Here is a 16,579-nt window from a genome sequence, read left to right on the forward strand (position 1 = left end):
GGGACGGCCTCGCCCGGGAGCCGGGGCAGGACCACAATACGCCACGTACCTCCCGAAATCCCACGGCACGGAGCCCGCCGCCATGAAACAAGCATTGATCGTCATCGACGTCCAGGATTCCTTCCGCCAGCGTCCGTTTTGGGACGAATCGGAATACCCGGCATTCGTCTCGCAACTGCAGGGCCTGATCGATGCTGCCCGCGCCCGCGACATCCCGGTGCTGCAGGTGTTCCATATCAGCGCCGCCAACGACCCGGCCAACCCGTTCTCGCTGGCTTCCGGCCACGTCAAGACGCTCAAGGAACTGCGCATCGCCCCCGACGCCGTGTTCCACAAGACCGTGCATTCCTCGCTCTACGCCAAGGACGCCGACGGCGCCACGCTGCGGGACTGGCTGCGCAAGCACGCCATCGAAGGCGTCATCGTCAGCGGCATCCGCACCGAACAGTGCTGCGAGACCACCACGCGCCACGCCAGCGATGACGGCTTCAAGGTGGTGTTCCCGACCGACGCCACGCTGACATTCGCGATGCAGAGTCCGTCGGGCAAGCACTACACGCCGGTCGAGATCCGCGACGCCACCGAACTGGTGCTGCACGGCCGCTTCGCCCGCATCGCCCGCGCCGCCGACGTCTTCGCCGACGCGCAATAGGGCGGCATGGCCATGATTCCCGTGCACTTCGTCCTGCCCCGGGGAATCGTGCTGCTCGACGTGGCCGGGCCGGCCGAGGCGTTCCGGGTCGCCAACAAGCTGTGCCCGGACGCCTTCGCCCAACATTTCTGCGGCCCGTCCACCGAAGTCGAAAGCGGCATTCCCGGCCTGCACCTGGCCCGGATCCAGCCGCTGCCCGAGAAACTGCCGCCCGAGGCGCTGGTGATCGTGTCCGGCGTGGTCGGCAAGCACATCCGCCTGGATGAGCCCGAGGCCCGTCTGATCATCGACTGGCTGGCGCAGCGCCATCCGGCCGACGGCTTCACGCTGATGACGGTCTGCGCCGGCGCCCTGTTCGCCGCGGCGGCCGGCCTGACGCGTCAACGCGAATGCACTACCCACCATAGCTGCCTGGCGCAACTGGCCGACCTGGATCCCAGCGCCCGGGTGCACGACAACCGCATCTTCGTGGAGGACGGCAACCTGGTCAGCAGCGCCGGCATCACCGCCGGCATCGACCTGGCGCTGCACATGGTGTCGCGCCATTGCGGCCCGCGCGTGGCCAGCGAAGTGGCGCGCGACATGGTGGTGTACCAGCGCCGCGCCGGCACCGACTCGGCGCTGTCGCCCTGGCTTGAACACCGCAACCACATGCATCCGGGCGTGCACCGCGTGCAGGACGCGGTGGTGCGCAACCCGGCGGCGCCGTGGTCGGCGCAGTCGCTGGCCGAACAGGCCCACACCAGCCCGCGCCACCTGACGCGGCTGTTCCGCGAGCACGCAGGCTGCACGCCCATGGACTACCTGTATCAGATACGCGTGGCGCTGGCGCGCGACATGCTGCGCGAAACGCGCTTGAACCTGGAGCTGGTGGCGGAGAAATCGGGCTTCGGCTCGGCCCAGCACCTGCGCCGCGTGTGGCGCCGGTTCCAGCCGCAGACGCCCAGCATGGCGCGGACGGTGGCGCCATAGCGCGCGCCGGACGGCAGGCCGCCGGTAGCGCCACGGCGGCCGCCTACGGGTCTGGCCGCCTACGGGTCAGGCCGCGTCGGGGTCGGCTGCGTCGGGGTCGGCTGCGTCAGGTCGGCTGCGTCAGGCCGGGCCGCGTCAGGCCGGGCCGCGACAAGCCGGGCTGCGATAGGCCGACCCGCGCGACGGCGTCATTCCTTGCGCAGCTTGCCGGGCAGCACCGGCCCCTGCATCTCGCGGATCGCCTCGACGAACTCGCCGATGTCCTCGAAGCTCTTGTAGACCGAGGCGAAGCGCACGTAGGCTACCTTGTCGAGCTTGCGCAGTTCGTTCATGACCAGCTCGCCGATGTGCCCGGAGGCCACTTCGCGCAGGCCGCTGGCCAGCAGTTGTTCCTCGATGCGGGCCACTGCCGCGTCCACGTCCTCGGTGCTGACCGGACGCTTGCGCAGCGCCAGGCTCAGGCTGGCGCGCAGCTTGGCGGGATCGTAGTCGCTGCGGCTGCCATTGCGCTTGACCACGGAAGGCAGCGCCAGCTCCACCCGCTCATAAGTGGTGAAGCGCTTGTCACAGGACTGGCAACGGCGCCGGCGGCGGATCGCGTCGCCCTCTTCCGAGACACGGCTGTCGACGACCTGCGTTTCGGAGTTGCCGCAAAATGGACACCGCATGTGTGATCCCTGAAAACACGGAAAGCAATAATTCGCCGATATTGTAACGATGCGACAGTCTGTCCGCGTCGACTATGACAAATTCGTCCCTGTTATTTTTGCCACGATGACCGCCGGCGCGCAAGCGCCATTGGCCTGAAAACAAAAGGACGGCCCCTCGCGGAGCCGTCCTTGTCAGCCACGGGCGGAAAAGATCCGCCGTCGCATTACTTCTTGCCGTAAACCGGCAGGCGCGAGGTCAGTTCGTTGACCTTGGCGCGCACGGCGGCGATGTTGGCCTCGTCGCGCGGGTTGTCCAGCACGTCGGCGATCAGGTTGGCGGTCAGCTCGGCCTCGGCTTCGGTGAAGCCGCGGGTCGTCATGGCCGGGGTGCCCAGGCGGATGCCGCTGGTCACGAAGGGCTTTTCCGGATCGTTCGGGATGGCATTCTTGTTGACCGTGATGTGGGCCTGGCCCAGCACCGCTTCGGCTTCCTTGCCCGTGATGCCCTTGGAGCGCAGGTCCACCAGCATGACGTGGCTTTCGGTGCGGCCCGAAACGATGCGCAGGCCGCGCTTGACCAGCGTGTCGGCCAGCACCTTGGCGTTCTTGACCACTTGTTGCGCGTAGGTCTTGAATTCGGGTTCCAGCGCTTCCTTGAAGGCCACGGCCTTGCCGGCGATGACGTGCATCAGCGGACCGCCCTGGATGCCGGGGAAGATGGCCGAATTGACGGCCTTTTCGAACTCGGCCTTCATCATGATGACGCCGCCGCGCGGGCCGCGCAGCGACTTGTGCGTGGTCGAGGTGACGAAGTCGGCGTGCGGCACCGGGTTGGGGTAGGCGCCACCGGCCACCAGGCCGGCGTAGTGGGCGATGTCGACCATGAACAGCGCGCCGTTGTCGTGGGCGATGCGGGCCATGCGCTCGAAGTCGATGTGCAGGGCGTAGGCCGAGGCGCCGGCGACGATCAGCTTGGGCTTGTGTTCCTTGGCCAGCTGCTCGACCTGGGCGTAGTTCAGGACCTCGTTTTCATCCAGGCCGTACGAGATGAAGTTGTACAGCTTGCCCGAGGCGTTGACCGAGGCGCCGTGCGTCAGGTGGCCGCCTTCGGCCAGGCTCATGCCCAGCACCGTGTCGCCCGGCTTCAGGACGGCCATGTACACGCCCTGGTTGGCCTGCGAACCCGAGTTGGGCTGCACGTTGGCGGCTTCGGCGCCGAAGATCTGCTTCAGGCGGTCGATGGCCAGTTGCTCGACCACGTCGACGTATTCGCAACCGCCGTAGTAGCGCTTGCCCGGGTAGCCTTCGGCGTACTTGTTCGTGAGCTGCGTGCCCTGGGCTTCCATGACGGCCGGGCTGGCGTAGTTCTCCGAAGCGATCAGCTCGATGTGCTGTTCCTGGCGAACGTCTTCCTTCTGGATGGCGGCCCAGACATCCGGGTCAGCCTTGGAGAGGGTGAGGTTGCGGTCAAACATGACGGGGGGTTCCTGAGGCGGTAAGAGAGGAGGAAACTGCGCCCGGGTGGGTAAACCCGGATAATGACGGATAGTTTACCGCGTCGCGCCGCTTCCCCTGTCGCCAAAATGCCCCGAATGGCGGCAAAATTCCCGCCAAGGGCGCGAAATTTCCGGCATTCCTCCTCGGCTGGAAAACCCTCTCAACCCGACTTGAGAAACTTTCATGCAAACCCAGACTTTGGTCGCGTACACCCTGGTCGCCGCCGTCAGCGTCGTCACCCCCGGCCCCGCCAGCATCCTGGCCATGCGCAACGGCGCGGCCGGCGGCCTGCGCGCGGTGCTGCCGTCGTCGCTGGGCAACGTCACCGGCCTGTTCCTGCTCTCCGCCGCCGCCATGCTGGGCCTGGGCGTGGTGCTGCAATCGTCCGCCCTGCTGTTCGCCGCCCTCAAGGTCGCGGGCGCCGCCTACCTGATCTACCTGGGCCTGCGCCATCTGCTGGGCCGCAGCAGCGTGGCCGGGCCGCCGCCCGACAGCGCCGGCCGCCCGCCGCGCGGCGCGCTGGCGCTGTACCTCGAAGCGACTTTCGTCGCCGGCCTGAATCCCAAGCCCATCCTGTTCTTCACGGCGCTGTTCCCGCAGTTCCTGAACGCGGCCGAACCGCTGCTGCCGCAGTTCTTCATCCTGACGGGCATCTTCATGGGCCTGTCGCTGCCCTCGCTGCTGGCCTACGGCCTGCTGGCGCGCCGCGCCCGCCGCCTGTTCCAGCAGCCGCGCGCGGTGCGCTGGATCAACCGAGCCGTGGGTTCGGTGTTCGTCGTCTTCGGCGTGGCATTGTTGCGCCTGAAACGCGCCGGCTTCTGAGGGCGCGGCGCATCCGACGGACATCTCGGAAATAAAAAAGGGCCGCATTGATGCGGCCCTTTTTACTGATCGCGGCAATCAGGACGCCGAGGTCGCCCCGATCTGCTTGGGCGCCAGCTTGGGGTTGAGCGTATAGGTGCCCGTCAGCGACGCCTGCGCCAGCACGTGCTTCTGGATGGCGCGCAGCGCGTCCTCGCCGGTGAACGCACCCTGCAGGTTCAGCGTGTGGACGTCCAGCGCGTACAGCGTGAACACGTAACGGTGCACCAGCGCGTCGTTCCAGGGCGGGCACGGGCCGTCATAGCCGAAATAGTCGCCGCTCATGTCGTGGTCGTTGGCGAACCAGGACGAGTAAGAATTGATGCCCTGGCGGGCATCCAGCGGCGCCAGCGGGCCGCCCTTGCCGCGCGGCGTGATGCCGCTGGAAAAGGCGCCTTCGTCGATTTCGCGCATGTCGGCCGCCAGGTCGACCAGCACCCAGTGGAAGAAATCCACGCGCGGCAGGTCGGCGGGGACTTCGCGTCCCTCCTGGTTGACGTCGTCGGGCTTGGAGGGAACGTCCGGATCGTGGCAGATCAAGGCGAACGACTGCGTACCCGCCGGGACGTCGTCCCAGGAAAACTGCGGGTTGTAGTTGTCAGCCAGCGCGACGTGCGATTGCGCATCGATCTTGCCGAAGGCGTAGCGCTCCGGAATCGACTCGTGATCGGAAAAAGACAAACTCGAAAGTTTCATGTCGTGCTCCTTGAAGTGCTGCGAAGGCATCCCAGCCTTGAACGTCCCTCCAGCGTATCAAAATCTTCGCGATTATGGGTTCAACTTAACACGCGCGAACTTGCGCTTGCCCACCTGGACGACGTAAGTCCCCGCAGGCAGTTGCAACGATTTGTCTTCGACCCGGTCGCCATTGACGCGCACCCCGCCCTGCTCGACGTTACGCTGGGCTTCGGAACCCGACGCCACCAGCCCCGCCTCGCGCAGCAGCTTGAGGATGCCGACCGGCGCGCCGCCGATGCTGACTTCGGGCATGTCTTCCGGAATCGCGCCGTCGCGGAAACGCGCCTCGAACGCGGCCAGCGCGTCGTCGGCCGCCTTGGCCGAGTGGAAACGGGCGATGATTTCCTGGGCCAGCATGACTTTGGCGTCGCGCGGATTGCGGCCGCCGTCGATCTCCTGGCGCAGCGCGGCGATGTCTTCCAGCGAGCGGAACGACAGCAGCTCGAAGTAACGCCACATCAGCGTGTCGGAAATCGACATCAGCTTGCCGAACATCGAATCGGGCGACTCCGAAATGCCGATGTAGTTGCCCTTGGACTTGGACATCTTCTCGACGCCGTCGGTGCCGACCAGCAGCGGCATCGTCAGGATGCACTGCGGCTCCTGTCCATACTCCTTCTGCAGTTCGCGGCCGACCAGCAGGTTGAACTTCTGATCGGTGCCCCCCAGCTCCAGATCGGACTTCAGCGCCACCGAGTCGTACCCCTGCATCAGCGGGTACAGGAATTCATGCACCGAGATCGGGATGCCGCCCTTGAAGCGCTTGGTGAAATCCTCGCGTTCCATCATGCGCGCCACGGTATAGCGCGACGCCAACTGGATCATGCCGCGCGCGCCCAGCGGGTCGCACCACTCGGAGTTGTAACGGATCTCGGTGCGGGCCGGATCCAGCACCAGGCTGGCCTGCGCATAGTAGGTCTTGGCGTTGGCCTCGATCTGCTCGCGCGTCAGCGGCGGGCGGGTGCTGTTGCGGCCGCTGGGGTCGCCGATGGTCGAAGTGAAGTCGCCGATCAGGAAGATGACCTCGTGGCCCAGGTCCTGCAACTGGCGCATCTTGTTGAGCACCACGGTGTGGCCCAGATGGATGTCCGGCGCGGTCGGGTCCAGCCCCAGCTTGATCCGCAGCGGCACGCCGGTGGCGCGGCTGCGGGCCAGCTTGCGGGCGAATTCGGACTCGACCAGCAGCTCATCGCATCCGCGCTTGGCAATACGCAGATCGGCTTCGACTTCGGGGGTGATGGGGGCTTCTGAAGGTGACATTTTTAGGGGGGCCGCGACGGCTTCAGCCGATAAAAAGGTGTAAAAAGTGACGAAAACTATCGAAAATTCTAGCCGAATCAGCTAGGATACCGCCCTAATCATACGCAACTGTCATATATACGCAGTTGCGCGTCCGGTTACCACCCGTTGTTCACAAGATGCGCCCCGCGCCAGCCCTTGCCCCGGAAAACGTGGCGCGCGGGGGCCGTTCGTGTCACGCACCCTGCGAGCTCATGCCACCTGAGAGGGTATCTTCACGATGAATCGTGGCCTCCACGACCTGGCGAGTAGCATCAAGCGCAAAGTTGCTGCCGTGTTTGCGCCCGTCGAACCCAAGCCCCATCGCTCGGGACTTCTCCGTCGCACTCTCCTCGTCACCGCCATGGGTCTGTTTGCCGGCGCCGCCGCCTTGGGCATGGTGCAGCAACCCGACCGCAGCGAAATCCCCCCCACCCGCGTCATCCAGAGCATCCTGCCGCTGACCACCGAACAGGTCGAAGTCAGCACGCCCAGCGCCGCGCCCTACATCAGCGAAACCCGCATCCGCGCGGGCGACACGCTGGCCGCCGTGCTGCAGCGCCTGGAACTGGATTCCCCGGACCTGCAGACCTTCCTCACCCACGACGCCAGCGCGCGCAGCATCTACAAGCTGTACCCGGGCCGTTCGGTGCAGGCCGCGACCGACGCGGAAGGCAACCTGATCTGGCTGCGCTACATCCACACCCCCGGCAACGAAGCGGACGGCCAGGTCGTCACCCGCATGCTGCACGTGGCGCGCACCGACAACGGCTACAAGGCCGAGGAAATCACCGAGAGCACCGATCGCCAGACCCGCGTCGCCGTGGGCACGATCCGCTCCTCGCTGTTCGGCGCCACCGATGCCGCCGGCATCCCCGATTCGGTCACCATGCAGATGGCCGACATCCTCAGCGCCAAGATCGACTTCCTGCGCGACCTGCGCCAGGGCGACCAGTTCCGCGTGGTCTACGAAGTGCGCTCGCACGACGGCCGCTACGCCGGCGCCGGCCGCGTGCTGGCCCTGGAGTTCATCAACGGCGGCAAGACCTACTCCGCCGTCTGGTTCAGCGCCGACAACAACAAGACCGGCTCGTACTACGACTTCGACGGCACCAGCCTGCGCGGCGCCTTCCTGCGCACCGCCCTGAAGTTCAGCCGCATCAGCTCGACGTTCGGCATGCGCATGCACCCGATCCACAAGACCTGGACCGGCCACAAGGGCGTGGACTACGCCGCGCCCTCGGGCACGCCGATCCACTCCACGGCCGACGGCACGGTGGAGTTCTCGGGCTGGCAGAACGGCTACGGCAACGTGGTCATCATCAAGCACCATGGCAAGTACTCGACGCTGTACGCGCACCAGAGCCGCATCGCCGAAGGCATCACCAAGGGCACCAAGATCTCGCAGGGCCAACTGATCGGCTACGTCGGCGCCACCGGCTGGGCCACCGGTCCGCACCTGCACTACGAGTTCCGCGTCGACAACCAGCCGATCGACCCGTTGTCGGTCGACCTGCCCGTCGCCCGCGCCCTGGAGCCCGCCGAGATCCGCGCCTTCAACCAGGCCGTGGCGCCGTACAAGCAGCAGATCCAACTGCTCACCGAATTCCAGCAGACCCTGCCCGACGCGCTGACCAACGTGGCCAGCCGCTGAGGCGGACCTGCATGACGCACCCGCAAGGCGGCCCGCGCATCTCGATGCCGGGCCGCTTTTTTTTTCCAGGCAGCCCCAACATGACCGTACCCCCGCACTTCATCGGCCTGATGTCCGGCACCAGCGTGGACGGCGTCGACGGCGTCCTGGCGCGCCTGCGCGACGGCCAGCCACCGCAGGTGCTGGCCAGCGCGAGCCTGCCGATGCCGGCGGCGCTGCGCACCGAATTCCTGGCGTTGAACCAGGCCGGCGACGACGAGCTGGCCCGCGCCGCGCTCGCCGCCAACGAACTGGCGCGCCTGTATGCGCAGGTAAGCGTGAACCTGCTGGCCACCGCCGGCCTGCGGGCCCAGGACATCGCCGCCATCGGCGCCCATGGCCAGACGGTGCGTCACCGCCCCGACAGCGGCTATACCGTGCAGTTGAACGCGCCCGCTCTGCTGGCGGAGCTGACCGGCATCGACGTGGTGGCCGACTTCCGCAGCCGCGACGTGGCCGCTGGCGGCCAGGGCGCGCCGCTGGTGCCGCCCTTTCACGCGGCCGTGTTCGGCGCGCCGCAAGGCCGCGCGGTGCTCAACCTGGGCGGCATCGCCAACGTCACGCTGCTGGCGCCCGGCCAGGCGCCGCGCGGCTTCGACACCGGCCCGGCCAACGTGTTCCTGGACGGCTGGTGCCAGCGGCACCTGGGCCGGCCCTACGATGCCGACGGCCGCTGGGCCGCCAGCGGGCAGGTGCTGGCGCCGCTGCTGGAACAACTGATCGCGAGCGAACCCTGGTTCGCGCTGCCACCGCCCAAATCGACCGGCCGCGACCTCTTCAACATGCGCTGGCTGGACGATCGGCTGGCGGCCTATGACGGTCCCAAGCCGGCGCCGCAGGATGTGCAGGCGACATTGCAGCGTCTCACGGCGCGCACCGTCGCCAACGCCATCGACGCCGCCGGCGCGGACGTGCGCGAACTCTATGTATGCGGCGGCGGCGCCTGCAACCCGGGGCTGATACGCGAATTGGCGTACTGCCTGCAGCGCCCGGTGCATGCCACCGACGCGCTGGGCGTCCCGGCGCAGCAGGTCGAGGCGCTGGCCTTCGCCTGGCTGGCGCAGGCCTTCCTGGCGCGCCAGCCGGCCGGTCTGCCCAGCGTCACCGGCGCCCGCGGCCCGCGTATCCTGGGCGCGCTATATCCCGCCTGACACGCGGCCCGCGCCCAGCAAAAAGCCCTTCGGAAAACCGAAGGGCTTTTTTTTGTCGGCCGGACGCCCGGTTCGCGCCGTCATCCCGGCGCGAAGACGCGAGGCTTACACCGAGAACGACGAACCGCAGCCGCAGGTCGTGCTGGCGTTGGGATTGCGGATGACGAACTGGGCGCCTTCCAGGTCTTCCTTGTAGTCGATCTCGGCGCCGACCAGGTACTGGAAGCTCATGGGGTCGACCAACAGTTGCACGCCGGCCTTGTCGAGCACGGTGTCGTCTTCGTTGACGACTTCATCGAAGGTGAAACCGTACTGGAAACCCGAACAGCCGCCGCCCTGCACGAACACGCGCAGCTTCAGCTCGGGGTTGCCTTCCTCGGCCAGCAGGTCCTTGACCTTGGCGGCCGCCGAGTCGGTGAACACCAGGGGAGCAGGCGGGGCGGCCTGCAGGTCGACGGTTTCGGTCACTGCATTCATGATTCACTCCTGGCCGCTGGGGCCGTATTCCGATGAGCGGCTGCGCCGCTCGCATGTAGTCACTATAGCGCAGGCGCCGCCGGACTCAAAGTTCGAGCTTGACACTGCGGGAGGCACGGACCACATCGCCCTCCAGGATGCTGATGGTGACGCTTTCGGGGACAAATCCCTCGGGCACGGCAAGGACACCCTGGCTGCGCTGGTACTGGTCGAACTGCAAGGCCAGCGACGCCGCTGTCGTGGTTTCACCGGTGGCGGGCACCGGCCCGCTTTCCGCCTTGACCTGCATCGGCGCAAGGTCGACGGTGACGGTTTCGCCCTTGAGCGTGCCGGTGGCCTGGAACCGCAAGGTGCCGGCGAACTGTGCGCCGCCGTTGCGGCCGCTGCGCATCAGCAGCACCTTGTAGCGCAGCCCGCCGCCTTCGCGGTCGATCTGGGCGCCACGGATGTCCACGGTGCCTTCCGGCCCCGGCGGCAGCAATTGCTCGTAAAACGCCAACTGGTCGCGCACCCGGCCGACTTCGGCCTGCGCGGCATGCAACTGCGTTTCGAGTTCCTGGCGCGCCGAGCGCTCGATCACCAGTTCGCCGTCGGCGGTATCGAGCTGGCCGCGCAGGTAGCGCAACTGGACCGCCTGCTGGCGCATGGCTTCGTCGCGCGTCTCGACCTGGGCGGCGCTGAGCACCACGGCATCCACCGGCTGATAGACGCCGCGCGCGTAGTAATAGCCCGCCGCCCCGCCCGCCACGACACCGGCCAGCACGCCGGCAGCCAGCCGCAGGCCGAGGCGGGGGATTCGAGGCGTGTCGCGGGAGTCGTTGGACATGGAAAGCGGGCCGGCGGACTTGCCGCCGGCCCGGCGGCGCATCAGGGCAGGATCGCGACCTGGTCCAGACCGACGGTCTCGGGCAAGCCGAACATCAGGTTCATGTTCTGCACGGCCTGGCCGGCCGCGCCCTTCACCAGGTTGTCCTGCACCACCATGATGATGAGCTGGTCGCCGCCACCCGGACGCGACAGCGCGATGCGCAGGTTGTTGGAAGCGCGCACCGAGCGCGTCTCGGGCAGGCTGCCGGCCGGCATGACGTCGACGAACGGCTCGTCGGCGTAGCGCTGCTCGAACAGGGCCTGGAAGTCCGTGTCGCGCGCCTCGGGCTTGATGCGGGCGTAGATGGTCGAGTACATGCCACGGATCATCGGCACCAGGTGCGGCACGAAGGTCAGGCCGACCTTGCCGCCGGCGATCTTCTCGAGCTGGGCGACGATTTCGGGATGGTGGCGGTGGCCGGCCACGCCGTAGGCCTTGAAGTTGTCGGATGCCTCGGAGAACAGCGAGCCGACTTCGGCCTTGCGGCCGGCGCCGGACACACCCGACTTGCAGTCGGCGATCAGGGTCTGCGCATCGACCAGTTGCTTGCCGCCTTCGAGCAGCGGCGCCAGGCCCAGCAGCACGGTGGTCGGGTAGCAACCCGGGTTGCCGATGACGCGCGCCTTGGAGATGGCTTCGCGGTTCAGCTCGACCAGGCCGTACTGGGATTCAGCCAGGATGTCCGGGCAGGTATGGGGAATCTTGTACCAGCGTTCGAAGGTGGGCACGTCCTGCAGGCGGAAGTCGGCGGCCAGGTCGATGACCTTGGTGCCGGCGGCGATCAGTTCCTGGGCCTGGGCCATGGCCACGCCGTGGGGCGTGGCGAAGAACACCACGTCGCAGTCGGTCAGCGTGGCCTTTTCCGGCGCGGAGAAGGCGATCTGCACGCGGCCGCGCAGGTTCGGATACATGTCGGCCACCGGCAGACCGTCTTCCTTGCGGGACGTGATGGCGGTCAATTCCACATGGGGATGCTGCGACAGCAAGCGCAGCAGTTCGACGCCGGTGTAACCGGTGCCGCCGACGATACCAACCTTGATACGGGAGTTCGATGCTTGGGCCATGATGTGTGCTCTTCGTAGAACGAGGCTCGATTGTATCGCTCGGACAACCGGCCTTGCCGCCACGCCGGAAACCGCGCGGCGACCGATGTCCGACCGGACGAAGCCCGCGGAGTTCCGCGGGCCTGGGCGGGGCCTGGGCCCCGGGATGTAAAAAAAAGCCCGCACGAGGCGGGCTTTTTTCGCAGCGATTAACGCTTGCTGAACTGCTTGCGACGGCGCGCCTTGCGGAAGCCGACCTTCTTGCGTTCGACTTCGCGGGCATCGCGGGTCACGAAACCAGCTTGCGACAGCGCGGGCTTCAGGGTCGCGTCGTAGTCGATCAGGGCACGCGTGATGCCGTGACGGACTGCGCCGGCCTGGCCGGTTTCACCGCCGCCGTGCACGTTGACCTTGATGTCGAACGATTCCAGGTGGCCGGTCAGTTCCAGCGGCTGGCGCACGACCATGCGGCCGGTTTCACGGGCGAAGAACTCGTCGACGGGCTTGCCGTTGACGACGATCTTGCCGGTGCCCTTCTTGATGAAAACGCGAGCCACCGAAGTTTTGCGACGGCCGGTTCCGTAGTTCCAGTTACCGATCATGGCGTTTCCTTAGATATCCAGCGTCTTGGGCTGCTGGGCGGTGTGCGGGTGCTCGGCACCGGCATAGACCTTCAGCTTCTTGATCATGGCGTAGCCCAGAGGACCCTTGGGCAGCATGCCCTTGACGGCCTTCTGAATGGCGCGACCGGGAAAACGCTCTTGCATCTTCTCGAAGTTCGTTTCGCGGATACCGCCCGGGTACGTGGTGTGGCGGAAGTACTTCTTGTCCTTCGCCTTGGTACCGGTAACGACGATATCGGAAGCGTTGATGATGACGATGTAATCGCCGGTATCAACGTGCGGCGTGAATTCAGGTTTGTGCTTGCCACGCAGACGACGTGCGACTTCGCTGGCCACACGACCGAGGACTTTGCCCTTGGCGTCGATCACAAACCAGTCACGTTGGACTTCATGCGGCTTGGCCACAAAGGTCTTCATGATGGTTCCTAGATATGAAAAATGGTCTCTGACTGGACGATCCAGCCAGGCTTTTTCCCTCAACTAGACAATGGAGCCGGCATCTTTCCAGCGACTGGGTTTCAGTGCCAGATTTCAGCCGATCGGGTTTTAGCCCATCCGTGTCCCTATCGACGTCCCGCCTAAGCGTTATTACCCGCCCGTGCAATGGTCAAAATGAGGGAAAGCCTGAAATTCTACCACGGATGCTCAAAAAATGGGCAGCCATGGCCGGATCCAGGCGAATGAACAGCCGTTCCCGGGGGAACGACTGTCGCATTTTTAAAAGGGACGCAATTGCGCGCTGCCAGTGACCCTGCCCGCGCGCTCCTGCTCCCGTCCGCGCCGCGCGGATCAGGCGCCCAGGTAGGCTTCCAGCACCCGCGGATGGCCGAGCAGGCCGCGGCCGGTGCCCGACAGCGCCATGGCGCCGTTCTCCAGCACATAGCCGTGCTGGGCGATCTTGAGCGCCTGGCGCACGTTCTGCTCGACCAGGAACAGGGTCAGGCCGTCGGCGTTGATGGCCCGCAGCGAGCGGAAGATTTCCTGCACCACGATCGGCGCCAGGCCCATCGACGGCTCGTCCAGCAGCAGCAAGCGCGGCTTGGCCATCAGGGCGCGGCCGATCGCCAGCATCTGCTGTTCGCCGCCGGAGAGGTTGCCGGCGATGCCGGTGATTCGCTCTTTCAGGCGCGGGAACAGGTTGAAGACGTATTCCAGGTCCGAGTCGATGTTCTTCAGGCCGCGGCGGTAGGCGCCCAGCTCGAGGTTCTCCAGCACGGTCATGGTGGTTAGGATGGCCCGGCCTTCCGGCACCTGGACGATGCCGCGCGCCACCAGTTGGTGCGGCGCCAGGTTGGTGACGTCCTCGCCTTCGAACAGGATCTTGCCGCGCGCCTTGGGCAGCAGGCCCGACAGCGCCAGCAGCGTGGTCGACTTGCCGGCGCCGTTGGCGCCGACCAGGGCGGTGATTTCCTTGGCTTCCAGGTCCAGGTCGATGCCACGGACGGCTTCGATGTGGCCGTAGTTGACCTCGAGTCCGCGGACTTCCAGCATTGCGCTGCTCATTGTGCGGCCTCCGCGTTGTCGGTATCGTCGTCGTCCTCGCGGCCCAGGTAGGCCTCGATGACCTGCTCGTTGTTGCGGATCTCTTCAGGCCCGCCGCAAGCGATGATCTTGCCGAAGTTCAACACCGCGATGCGTTCGCACAGCCCCATCACGAAGCGCATGTCGTGCTCGATCATGAGGATGGTGTAGCCGCGGTCGCGGATCGCCAGGATCTCGCGCATCAGCTCGGCGCGCTCGCCGGTGTTCATGCCGGCGACCGGCTCGTCCAGCAGCAGCAGCTTGGGCTCGGTGGCCAGCGCGCGCGCCAGCTCCAGGCGGCGCTGCTCGCCGTACGACAGGTTGTCGGCCAGGTCGTTGGCCTTGTGGTCCAGGCGCATCCACGTCAGCAGCTCGTGGGCGCGCTCGCGGGCGCGCTTTTCATGCTCGCGGTAGCCCGGCAGGCCCAGCAAAAGACTGGGAAAGCCGTAGTTCATGTGGCGGTAGGCGCCCACCACCACGTTTTCCAGCAGCGTCATCTCCTTGAAGAGACGGATGTTCTGGAAGGTGCGGGCGATGCCCATGCGGGTGATGGCATGCGGCTTGCGACGCAGCAGGCTCTCGCCATTGAAGGCGATGCCGCCACCGCTGGGCGGCAGCAGCCCGGTGATCAGGTTGAACACCGTGGTCTTGCCGGCGCCGTTGGGGCCGATCAGGCCGAAGATCGCGCCTTCGGGCACCGACAGGCTGACGTCATGCAGCACGTGCAGGCCGCCGAAGCTCTTGGAAACGGAGGTCAGCTCAAGCATGGCGCTTGCCTCCTTGACGCATCCAGCGCTTGAAGCGCGCCGGATCCCAGATGCCTTGCGGCAGGAACAGCACAATCACCACCAGGATCACTCCGTTGATGACCAGGCGGAAATCCGCGAAGCCGCGCAGCAACTCCGGCAGCACGGTGATGATGAAGCTGCCCAGCACGGGGCCGGCCAGGCCGCCGATACCGCCCAGGATGGCCATCGTCAGGATTTCCACGCCACGGTCGAAGCCGTATTCGTTGGGGCCGATGAAGAAGGTCAGGTGCGCATTGAGCGCGCCGGCCAGGCCGGCGATCATGGCGCCCGCCACGAAGGCCAGCATCTTGTTGGCGCGCACGTCGATGCCCATCAGGCCGGCCGCGGTCTCGTCGCCGCGGATGGCCTCGAAGGCGCGTCCGATCTTGGAGGCGCGCACGCGCCACAGCACGAACAGCACGATGACGACCGCCAGGATGACGTGCCACCACTGCGTCAGTTGCGGAATGCCGTTCAGGCCCAGCGCGCCGCCGGTGATCGACTCGGTGTTCAACACCGTCACCCGCACCACTTCGCCAAAGCCCAGTGTGGCCATGGCGAGGTAGACCCCTGACAGCCGCAAGGTCGGCAAGCCGATCAACGCCGCCACCAGGGCCGGCGCCGCCATGCCGCCGGCCAGCGCGACCGGGAACGAGACGTCGTAGTTCATGGTGAGCAACGCCGCCGCGTAGGCGCCGATGCCCATGAAGGCCGCATTGGCCATGGCCAGCATGCCGCAGGCAAGCGTCAGCCAGATGGAGAGGGCCAGCAGGGCGTTGGTGCCGAGCGTCAGCACCAGGTTGCCATAGATGGCCCAGAAGTTTTCGAATCCGCTCATACTCAAGCCTTGCGTTGAACCACTTTGCCGAACAGACCTTGCGGGCGCACCAGCAGGATCAGGAACAGCAGGCCGAATGCCACCGCGTCGCGCATGGTGGAGCCGATGTAGGCCACCGACAGCACTTCCGCGAAGCCCAGGAACAGCCCGCCCAGCATGGCGCCACGAATGTCGCCCATGCCGCCCAGGATGATGACCGCGATGCCCTTGTGCAGCATCGGCTGGCCCATCAGCGGGAACAGCGCGTTCGAGTACAGGCCGATCAGCACGCCCGCGACACCGCCCAAAGCGGCGGCGGCGAACGAGGTGGTGATGAAGAGCTTTTCGACGTTGATGCCCAGCAGCCAGGCGGCCTTGGGCGATTCGGCAATGGCGCGCAGGGCGCGGCCGAACTGCGTGCGACGCATCACGAACATCAGCAGGGCCATCAGCGCGAACGACAGGAAGATGATGCCAAGTTCGATCACGGTCAGGTGCAGGCCGGCGATCTCGATGACTTCCTCGGGCACGGTGCCGTGCGGGAAGCGCAGGTTGCTGGCGCCGAAGATGCCTTGCGCGCCATTGTTCAGGATGATGCCCACGCCGATCGTGGCGATCATGGGGATCAGGTGGGGAGCATTACGCTTGCGCAGCGGCTTGAGCACCAGGTAGTCGATGATGACCCCGGTGAAGCCGGCGACGAAAAATGCCACCATCAGCGCCGCCCACAGGGGCAGGCCGAAATGCTGCACCACGGAGAGCGCCGCGTAGGCCCCCACCATGAAGACGGCGCCATGCGCGAGGTTGATCACCCCGAGCACGCCGAATACCAGCGTGAAGCCCAGCGCGAACAGTGCGTACACACAGCCCAGCGACAAGGCGTTAACGAATTGTTGTTCCAACATGATGGGACATATTCCAAATCAAAAAAGAGCCCCCACGCCGCGCCC

The 16,579-nt window shown here is 66.3% G+C and carries 18 protein-coding genes; 5 read left to right on the top strand and 13 right to left on the bottom strand.

Annotation, left to right across the window (positions count from 1 at the left end; genetic code table 11):
• Window positions 1-82 precede the first annotated feature (82 nt).
• Both SB816_RS22390 and SB816_RS22395 read left to right on the top strand, forming a co-directional pair.
• A complete protein-coding gene (locus SB816_RS22390) occupies window positions 83-652 on the top strand; it encodes a cysteine hydrolase family protein (protein ID WP_064526244.1) in 570 nt (189 codons plus the stop codon).
• Window positions 653-664: 12 nt separating this feature from the next.
• On the top strand, window positions 665-1,624 hold the full coding sequence (locus SB816_RS22395; protein ID WP_116791547.1) for a GlxA family transcriptional regulator: 960 nt from the start codon (window positions 665-667) through the stop codon (window positions 1,622-1,624).
• Between the two features lie 188 nt (window positions 1,625-1,812).
• Here SB816_RS22395 and nrdR read toward each other — a convergent pair whose 3' ends face one another.
• Window positions 1,813-2,292 (bottom strand): transcriptional regulator NrdR, encoded by a 480-nt coding sequence (gene nrdR, locus SB816_RS22400; protein ID WP_006392798.1) that lies wholly within the window; start codon window positions 2,290-2,292, stop codon window positions 1,813-1,815.
• Window positions 2,293-2,498: 206 nt separating this feature from the next.
• Window positions 2,499-3,749 (bottom strand): serine hydroxymethyltransferase, encoded by a 1,251-nt coding sequence (gene glyA / locus SB816_RS22405; RefSeq protein WP_049071180.1) that lies wholly within the window; start codon window positions 3,747-3,749, stop codon window positions 2,499-2,501.
• Between the two features lie 205 nt (window positions 3,750-3,954).
• On the opposite strand from glyA, the gene SB816_RS22410 reads away from it, so the two are divergent.
• Window positions 3,955-4,593 carry a LysE family translocator gene (locus SB816_RS22410; RefSeq protein ID WP_410547567.1) on the top strand — a complete coding sequence of 213 codons (639 nt, stop codon included), beginning with the start codon at window positions 3,955-3,957 and terminating at the stop codon, window positions 4,591-4,593.
• A gap of 78 nt (window positions 4,594-4,671) precedes the next feature.
• Here the strand turns inward: SB816_RS22410 and SB816_RS22415 are convergent, their stop codons facing one another.
• Together SB816_RS22415 and tyrS are read right to left on the bottom strand one after the other, a co-directional pair.
• Window positions 4,672-5,328, bottom strand: a complete 657-nt coding sequence (locus SB816_RS22415; protein ID WP_054416409.1) for a YbhB/YbcL family Raf kinase inhibitor-like protein — start codon at window positions 5,326-5,328, stop codon at window positions 4,672-4,674.
• A gap of 72 nt (window positions 5,329-5,400) precedes the next feature.
• Window positions 5,401-6,630, bottom strand: coding sequence for a tyrosine--tRNA ligase (gene tyrS / locus SB816_RS22420; RefSeq protein WP_049071178.1), 1,230 nt, complete (start codon window positions 6,628-6,630; stop codon window positions 5,401-5,403).
• A 259-nt stretch (window positions 6,631-6,889) separates the two neighbouring features.
• On the opposite strand from tyrS, the gene SB816_RS22425 reads away from it, so the two are divergent.
• Both SB816_RS22425 and SB816_RS22430 read left to right on the top strand, forming a co-directional pair.
• Complete coding sequence (locus SB816_RS22425; protein WP_410547568.1) at window positions 6,890-8,302, top strand: peptidoglycan DD-metalloendopeptidase family protein; 1,413 nt, start codon at window positions 6,890-6,892, stop codon at window positions 8,300-8,302.
• Window positions 8,303-8,382: 80 nt separating this feature from the next.
• Window positions 8,383-9,492: an anhydro-N-acetylmuramic acid kinase gene (locus SB816_RS22430; RefSeq protein ID WP_410547569.1), complete on the top strand. Its 1,110-nt coding sequence runs from the start codon at window positions 8,383-8,385 to the stop codon at window positions 9,490-9,492.
• 105 nt (window positions 9,493-9,597) lie between these two features.
• Here the strand turns inward: SB816_RS22430 and erpA are convergent, their stop codons facing one another.
• From erpA to SB816_RS22475, 9 genes are all read right to left on the bottom strand, one after another.
• Window positions 9,598-9,969, bottom strand: a complete 372-nt coding sequence (gene erpA / locus SB816_RS22435; RefSeq protein ID WP_006388644.1) for an iron-sulfur cluster insertion protein ErpA — start codon at window positions 9,967-9,969, stop codon at window positions 9,598-9,600.
• Between the two features lie 85 nt (window positions 9,970-10,054).
• Window positions 10,055-10,795 carry a DUF6776 family protein gene (locus tag SB816_RS22440; protein ID WP_410547570.1) on the bottom strand — a complete coding sequence of 247 codons (741 nt, stop codon included), beginning with the start codon at window positions 10,793-10,795 and terminating at the stop codon, window positions 10,055-10,057.
• Between the two features lie 41 nt (window positions 10,796-10,836).
• Window positions 10,837-11,901, bottom strand: coding sequence for an N-acetyl-gamma-glutamyl-phosphate reductase (gene argC, locus SB816_RS22445; protein WP_054503435.1), 1,065 nt, complete (start codon window positions 11,899-11,901; stop codon window positions 10,837-10,839).
• 188 nt (window positions 11,902-12,089) lie between these two features.
• Window positions 12,090-12,482, bottom strand: coding sequence for a 30S ribosomal protein S9 (rpsI, locus tag SB816_RS22450; protein WP_006388641.1), 393 nt, complete (start codon window positions 12,480-12,482; stop codon window positions 12,090-12,092).
• 9 nt (window positions 12,483-12,491) lie between these two features.
• Complete coding sequence (gene rplM, locus SB816_RS22455; protein WP_006217309.1) at window positions 12,492-12,920, bottom strand: 50S ribosomal protein L13; 429 nt, start codon at window positions 12,918-12,920, stop codon at window positions 12,492-12,494.
• 372 nt (window positions 12,921-13,292) lie between these two features.
• On the bottom strand, window positions 13,293-14,006 hold the full coding sequence (locus SB816_RS22460; protein ID WP_006388640.1) for an ABC transporter ATP-binding protein: 714 nt from the start codon (window positions 14,004-14,006) through the stop codon (window positions 13,293-13,295).
• Entirely contained in the window at window positions 14,003-14,791 is a 789-nt protein-coding gene (locus tag SB816_RS22465) for an ABC transporter ATP-binding protein (protein ID WP_049071173.1), read from the bottom strand. Before SB816_RS22465 ends, SB816_RS22460 begins: the two co-directional genes overlap by 4 nt.
• Window positions 14,784-15,650 (bottom strand): branched-chain amino acid ABC transporter permease, encoded by an 867-nt coding sequence (locus tag SB816_RS22470; RefSeq protein ID WP_006388638.1) that lies wholly within the window; start codon window positions 15,648-15,650, stop codon window positions 14,784-14,786. The genes SB816_RS22465 and SB816_RS22470 overlap by 8 nt, the downstream gene beginning before the upstream one ends.
• Before the next feature lie 2 nt (window positions 15,651-15,652).
• Entirely contained in the window at window positions 15,653-16,534 is an 882-nt protein-coding gene (locus SB816_RS22475; protein WP_006388637.1) for a branched-chain amino acid ABC transporter permease, read from the bottom strand.
• Window positions 16,535-16,579: the final 45 nt, after the last annotated feature.

The organism is Achromobacter sp. SIMBA_011, assembly GCF_046535435.1.
Classification (GTDB): Bacteria; Pseudomonadota; Gammaproteobacteria; order Burkholderiales; family Burkholderiaceae_B; genus Achromobacter; species Achromobacter dolens.

Excerpts from the sequence above, each read along its gene's own strand:
- SB816_RS22390 (WP_064526244.1), top strand. The coding sequence starts at position 83 with ATGAAACAAGCATTGATCGTCATCGACGTCCAGGATTCCTTCCGCCAG.
- SB816_RS22395 (WP_116791547.1), top strand. The coding sequence starts at position 665 with ATGATTCCCGTGCACTTCGTCCTGCCCCGGGGAATCGTGCTGCTCGAC.
- nrdR (WP_006392798.1), bottom strand. The coding sequence starts at position 2,292 with ATGCGGTGTCCATTTTGCGGCAACTCCGAAACGCAGGTCGTCGACAGC.
- glyA (WP_049071180.1), bottom strand. The coding sequence starts at position 3,749 with ATGTTTGACCGCAACCTCACCCTCTCCAAGGCTGACCCGGATGTCTGG.
- SB816_RS22410 (WP_410547567.1), top strand. The coding sequence starts at position 3,955 with ATGCAAACCCAGACTTTGGTCGCGTACACCCTGGTCGCCGCCGTCAGC.
- SB816_RS22415 (WP_054416409.1), bottom strand. The coding sequence starts at position 5,328 with ATGAAACTTTCGAGTTTGTCTTTTTCCGATCACGAGTCGATTCCGGAG.
- tyrS (WP_049071178.1), bottom strand. The coding sequence starts at position 6,630 with ATGTCACCTTCAGAAGCCCCCATCACCCCCGAAGTCGAAGCCGATCTG.
- SB816_RS22425 (WP_410547568.1), top strand. The coding sequence starts at position 6,890 with ATGAATCGTGGCCTCCACGACCTGGCGAGTAGCATCAAGCGCAAAGTT.
- SB816_RS22430 (WP_410547569.1), top strand. The coding sequence starts at position 8,383 with ATGACCGTACCCCCGCACTTCATCGGCCTGATGTCCGGCACCAGCGTG.
- erpA (WP_006388644.1), bottom strand. The coding sequence starts at position 9,969 with ATGAATGCAGTGACCGAAACCGTCGACCTGCAGGCCGCCCCGCCTGCT.
- SB816_RS22440 (WP_410547570.1), bottom strand. The coding sequence starts at position 10,795 with ATGTCCAACGACTCCCGCGACACGCCTCGAATCCCCCGCCTCGGCCTG.
- argC (WP_054503435.1), bottom strand. The coding sequence starts at position 11,901 with ATGGCCCAAGCATCGAACTCCCGTATCAAGGTTGGTATCGTCGGCGGC.
- rpsI (WP_006388641.1), bottom strand. The coding sequence starts at position 12,482 with ATGATCGGTAACTGGAACTACGGAACCGGCCGTCGCAAAACTTCGGTG.
- rplM (WP_006217309.1), bottom strand. The coding sequence starts at position 12,920 with ATGAAGACCTTTGTGGCCAAGCCGCATGAAGTCCAACGTGACTGGTTT.
- SB816_RS22460 (WP_006388640.1), bottom strand. The coding sequence starts at position 14,006 with ATGAGCAGCGCAATGCTGGAAGTCCGCGGACTCGAGGTCAACTACGGC.
- SB816_RS22465 (WP_049071173.1), bottom strand. The coding sequence starts at position 14,791 with ATGCTTGAGCTGACCTCCGTTTCCAAGAGCTTCGGCGGCCTGCACGTG.
- SB816_RS22470 (WP_006388638.1), bottom strand. The coding sequence starts at position 15,650 with ATGAGCGGATTCGAAAACTTCTGGGCCATCTATGGCAACCTGGTGCTG.
- SB816_RS22475 (WP_006388637.1), bottom strand. The coding sequence starts at position 16,534 with ATGTTGGAACAACAATTCGTTAACGCCTTGTCGCTGGGCTGTGTGTAC.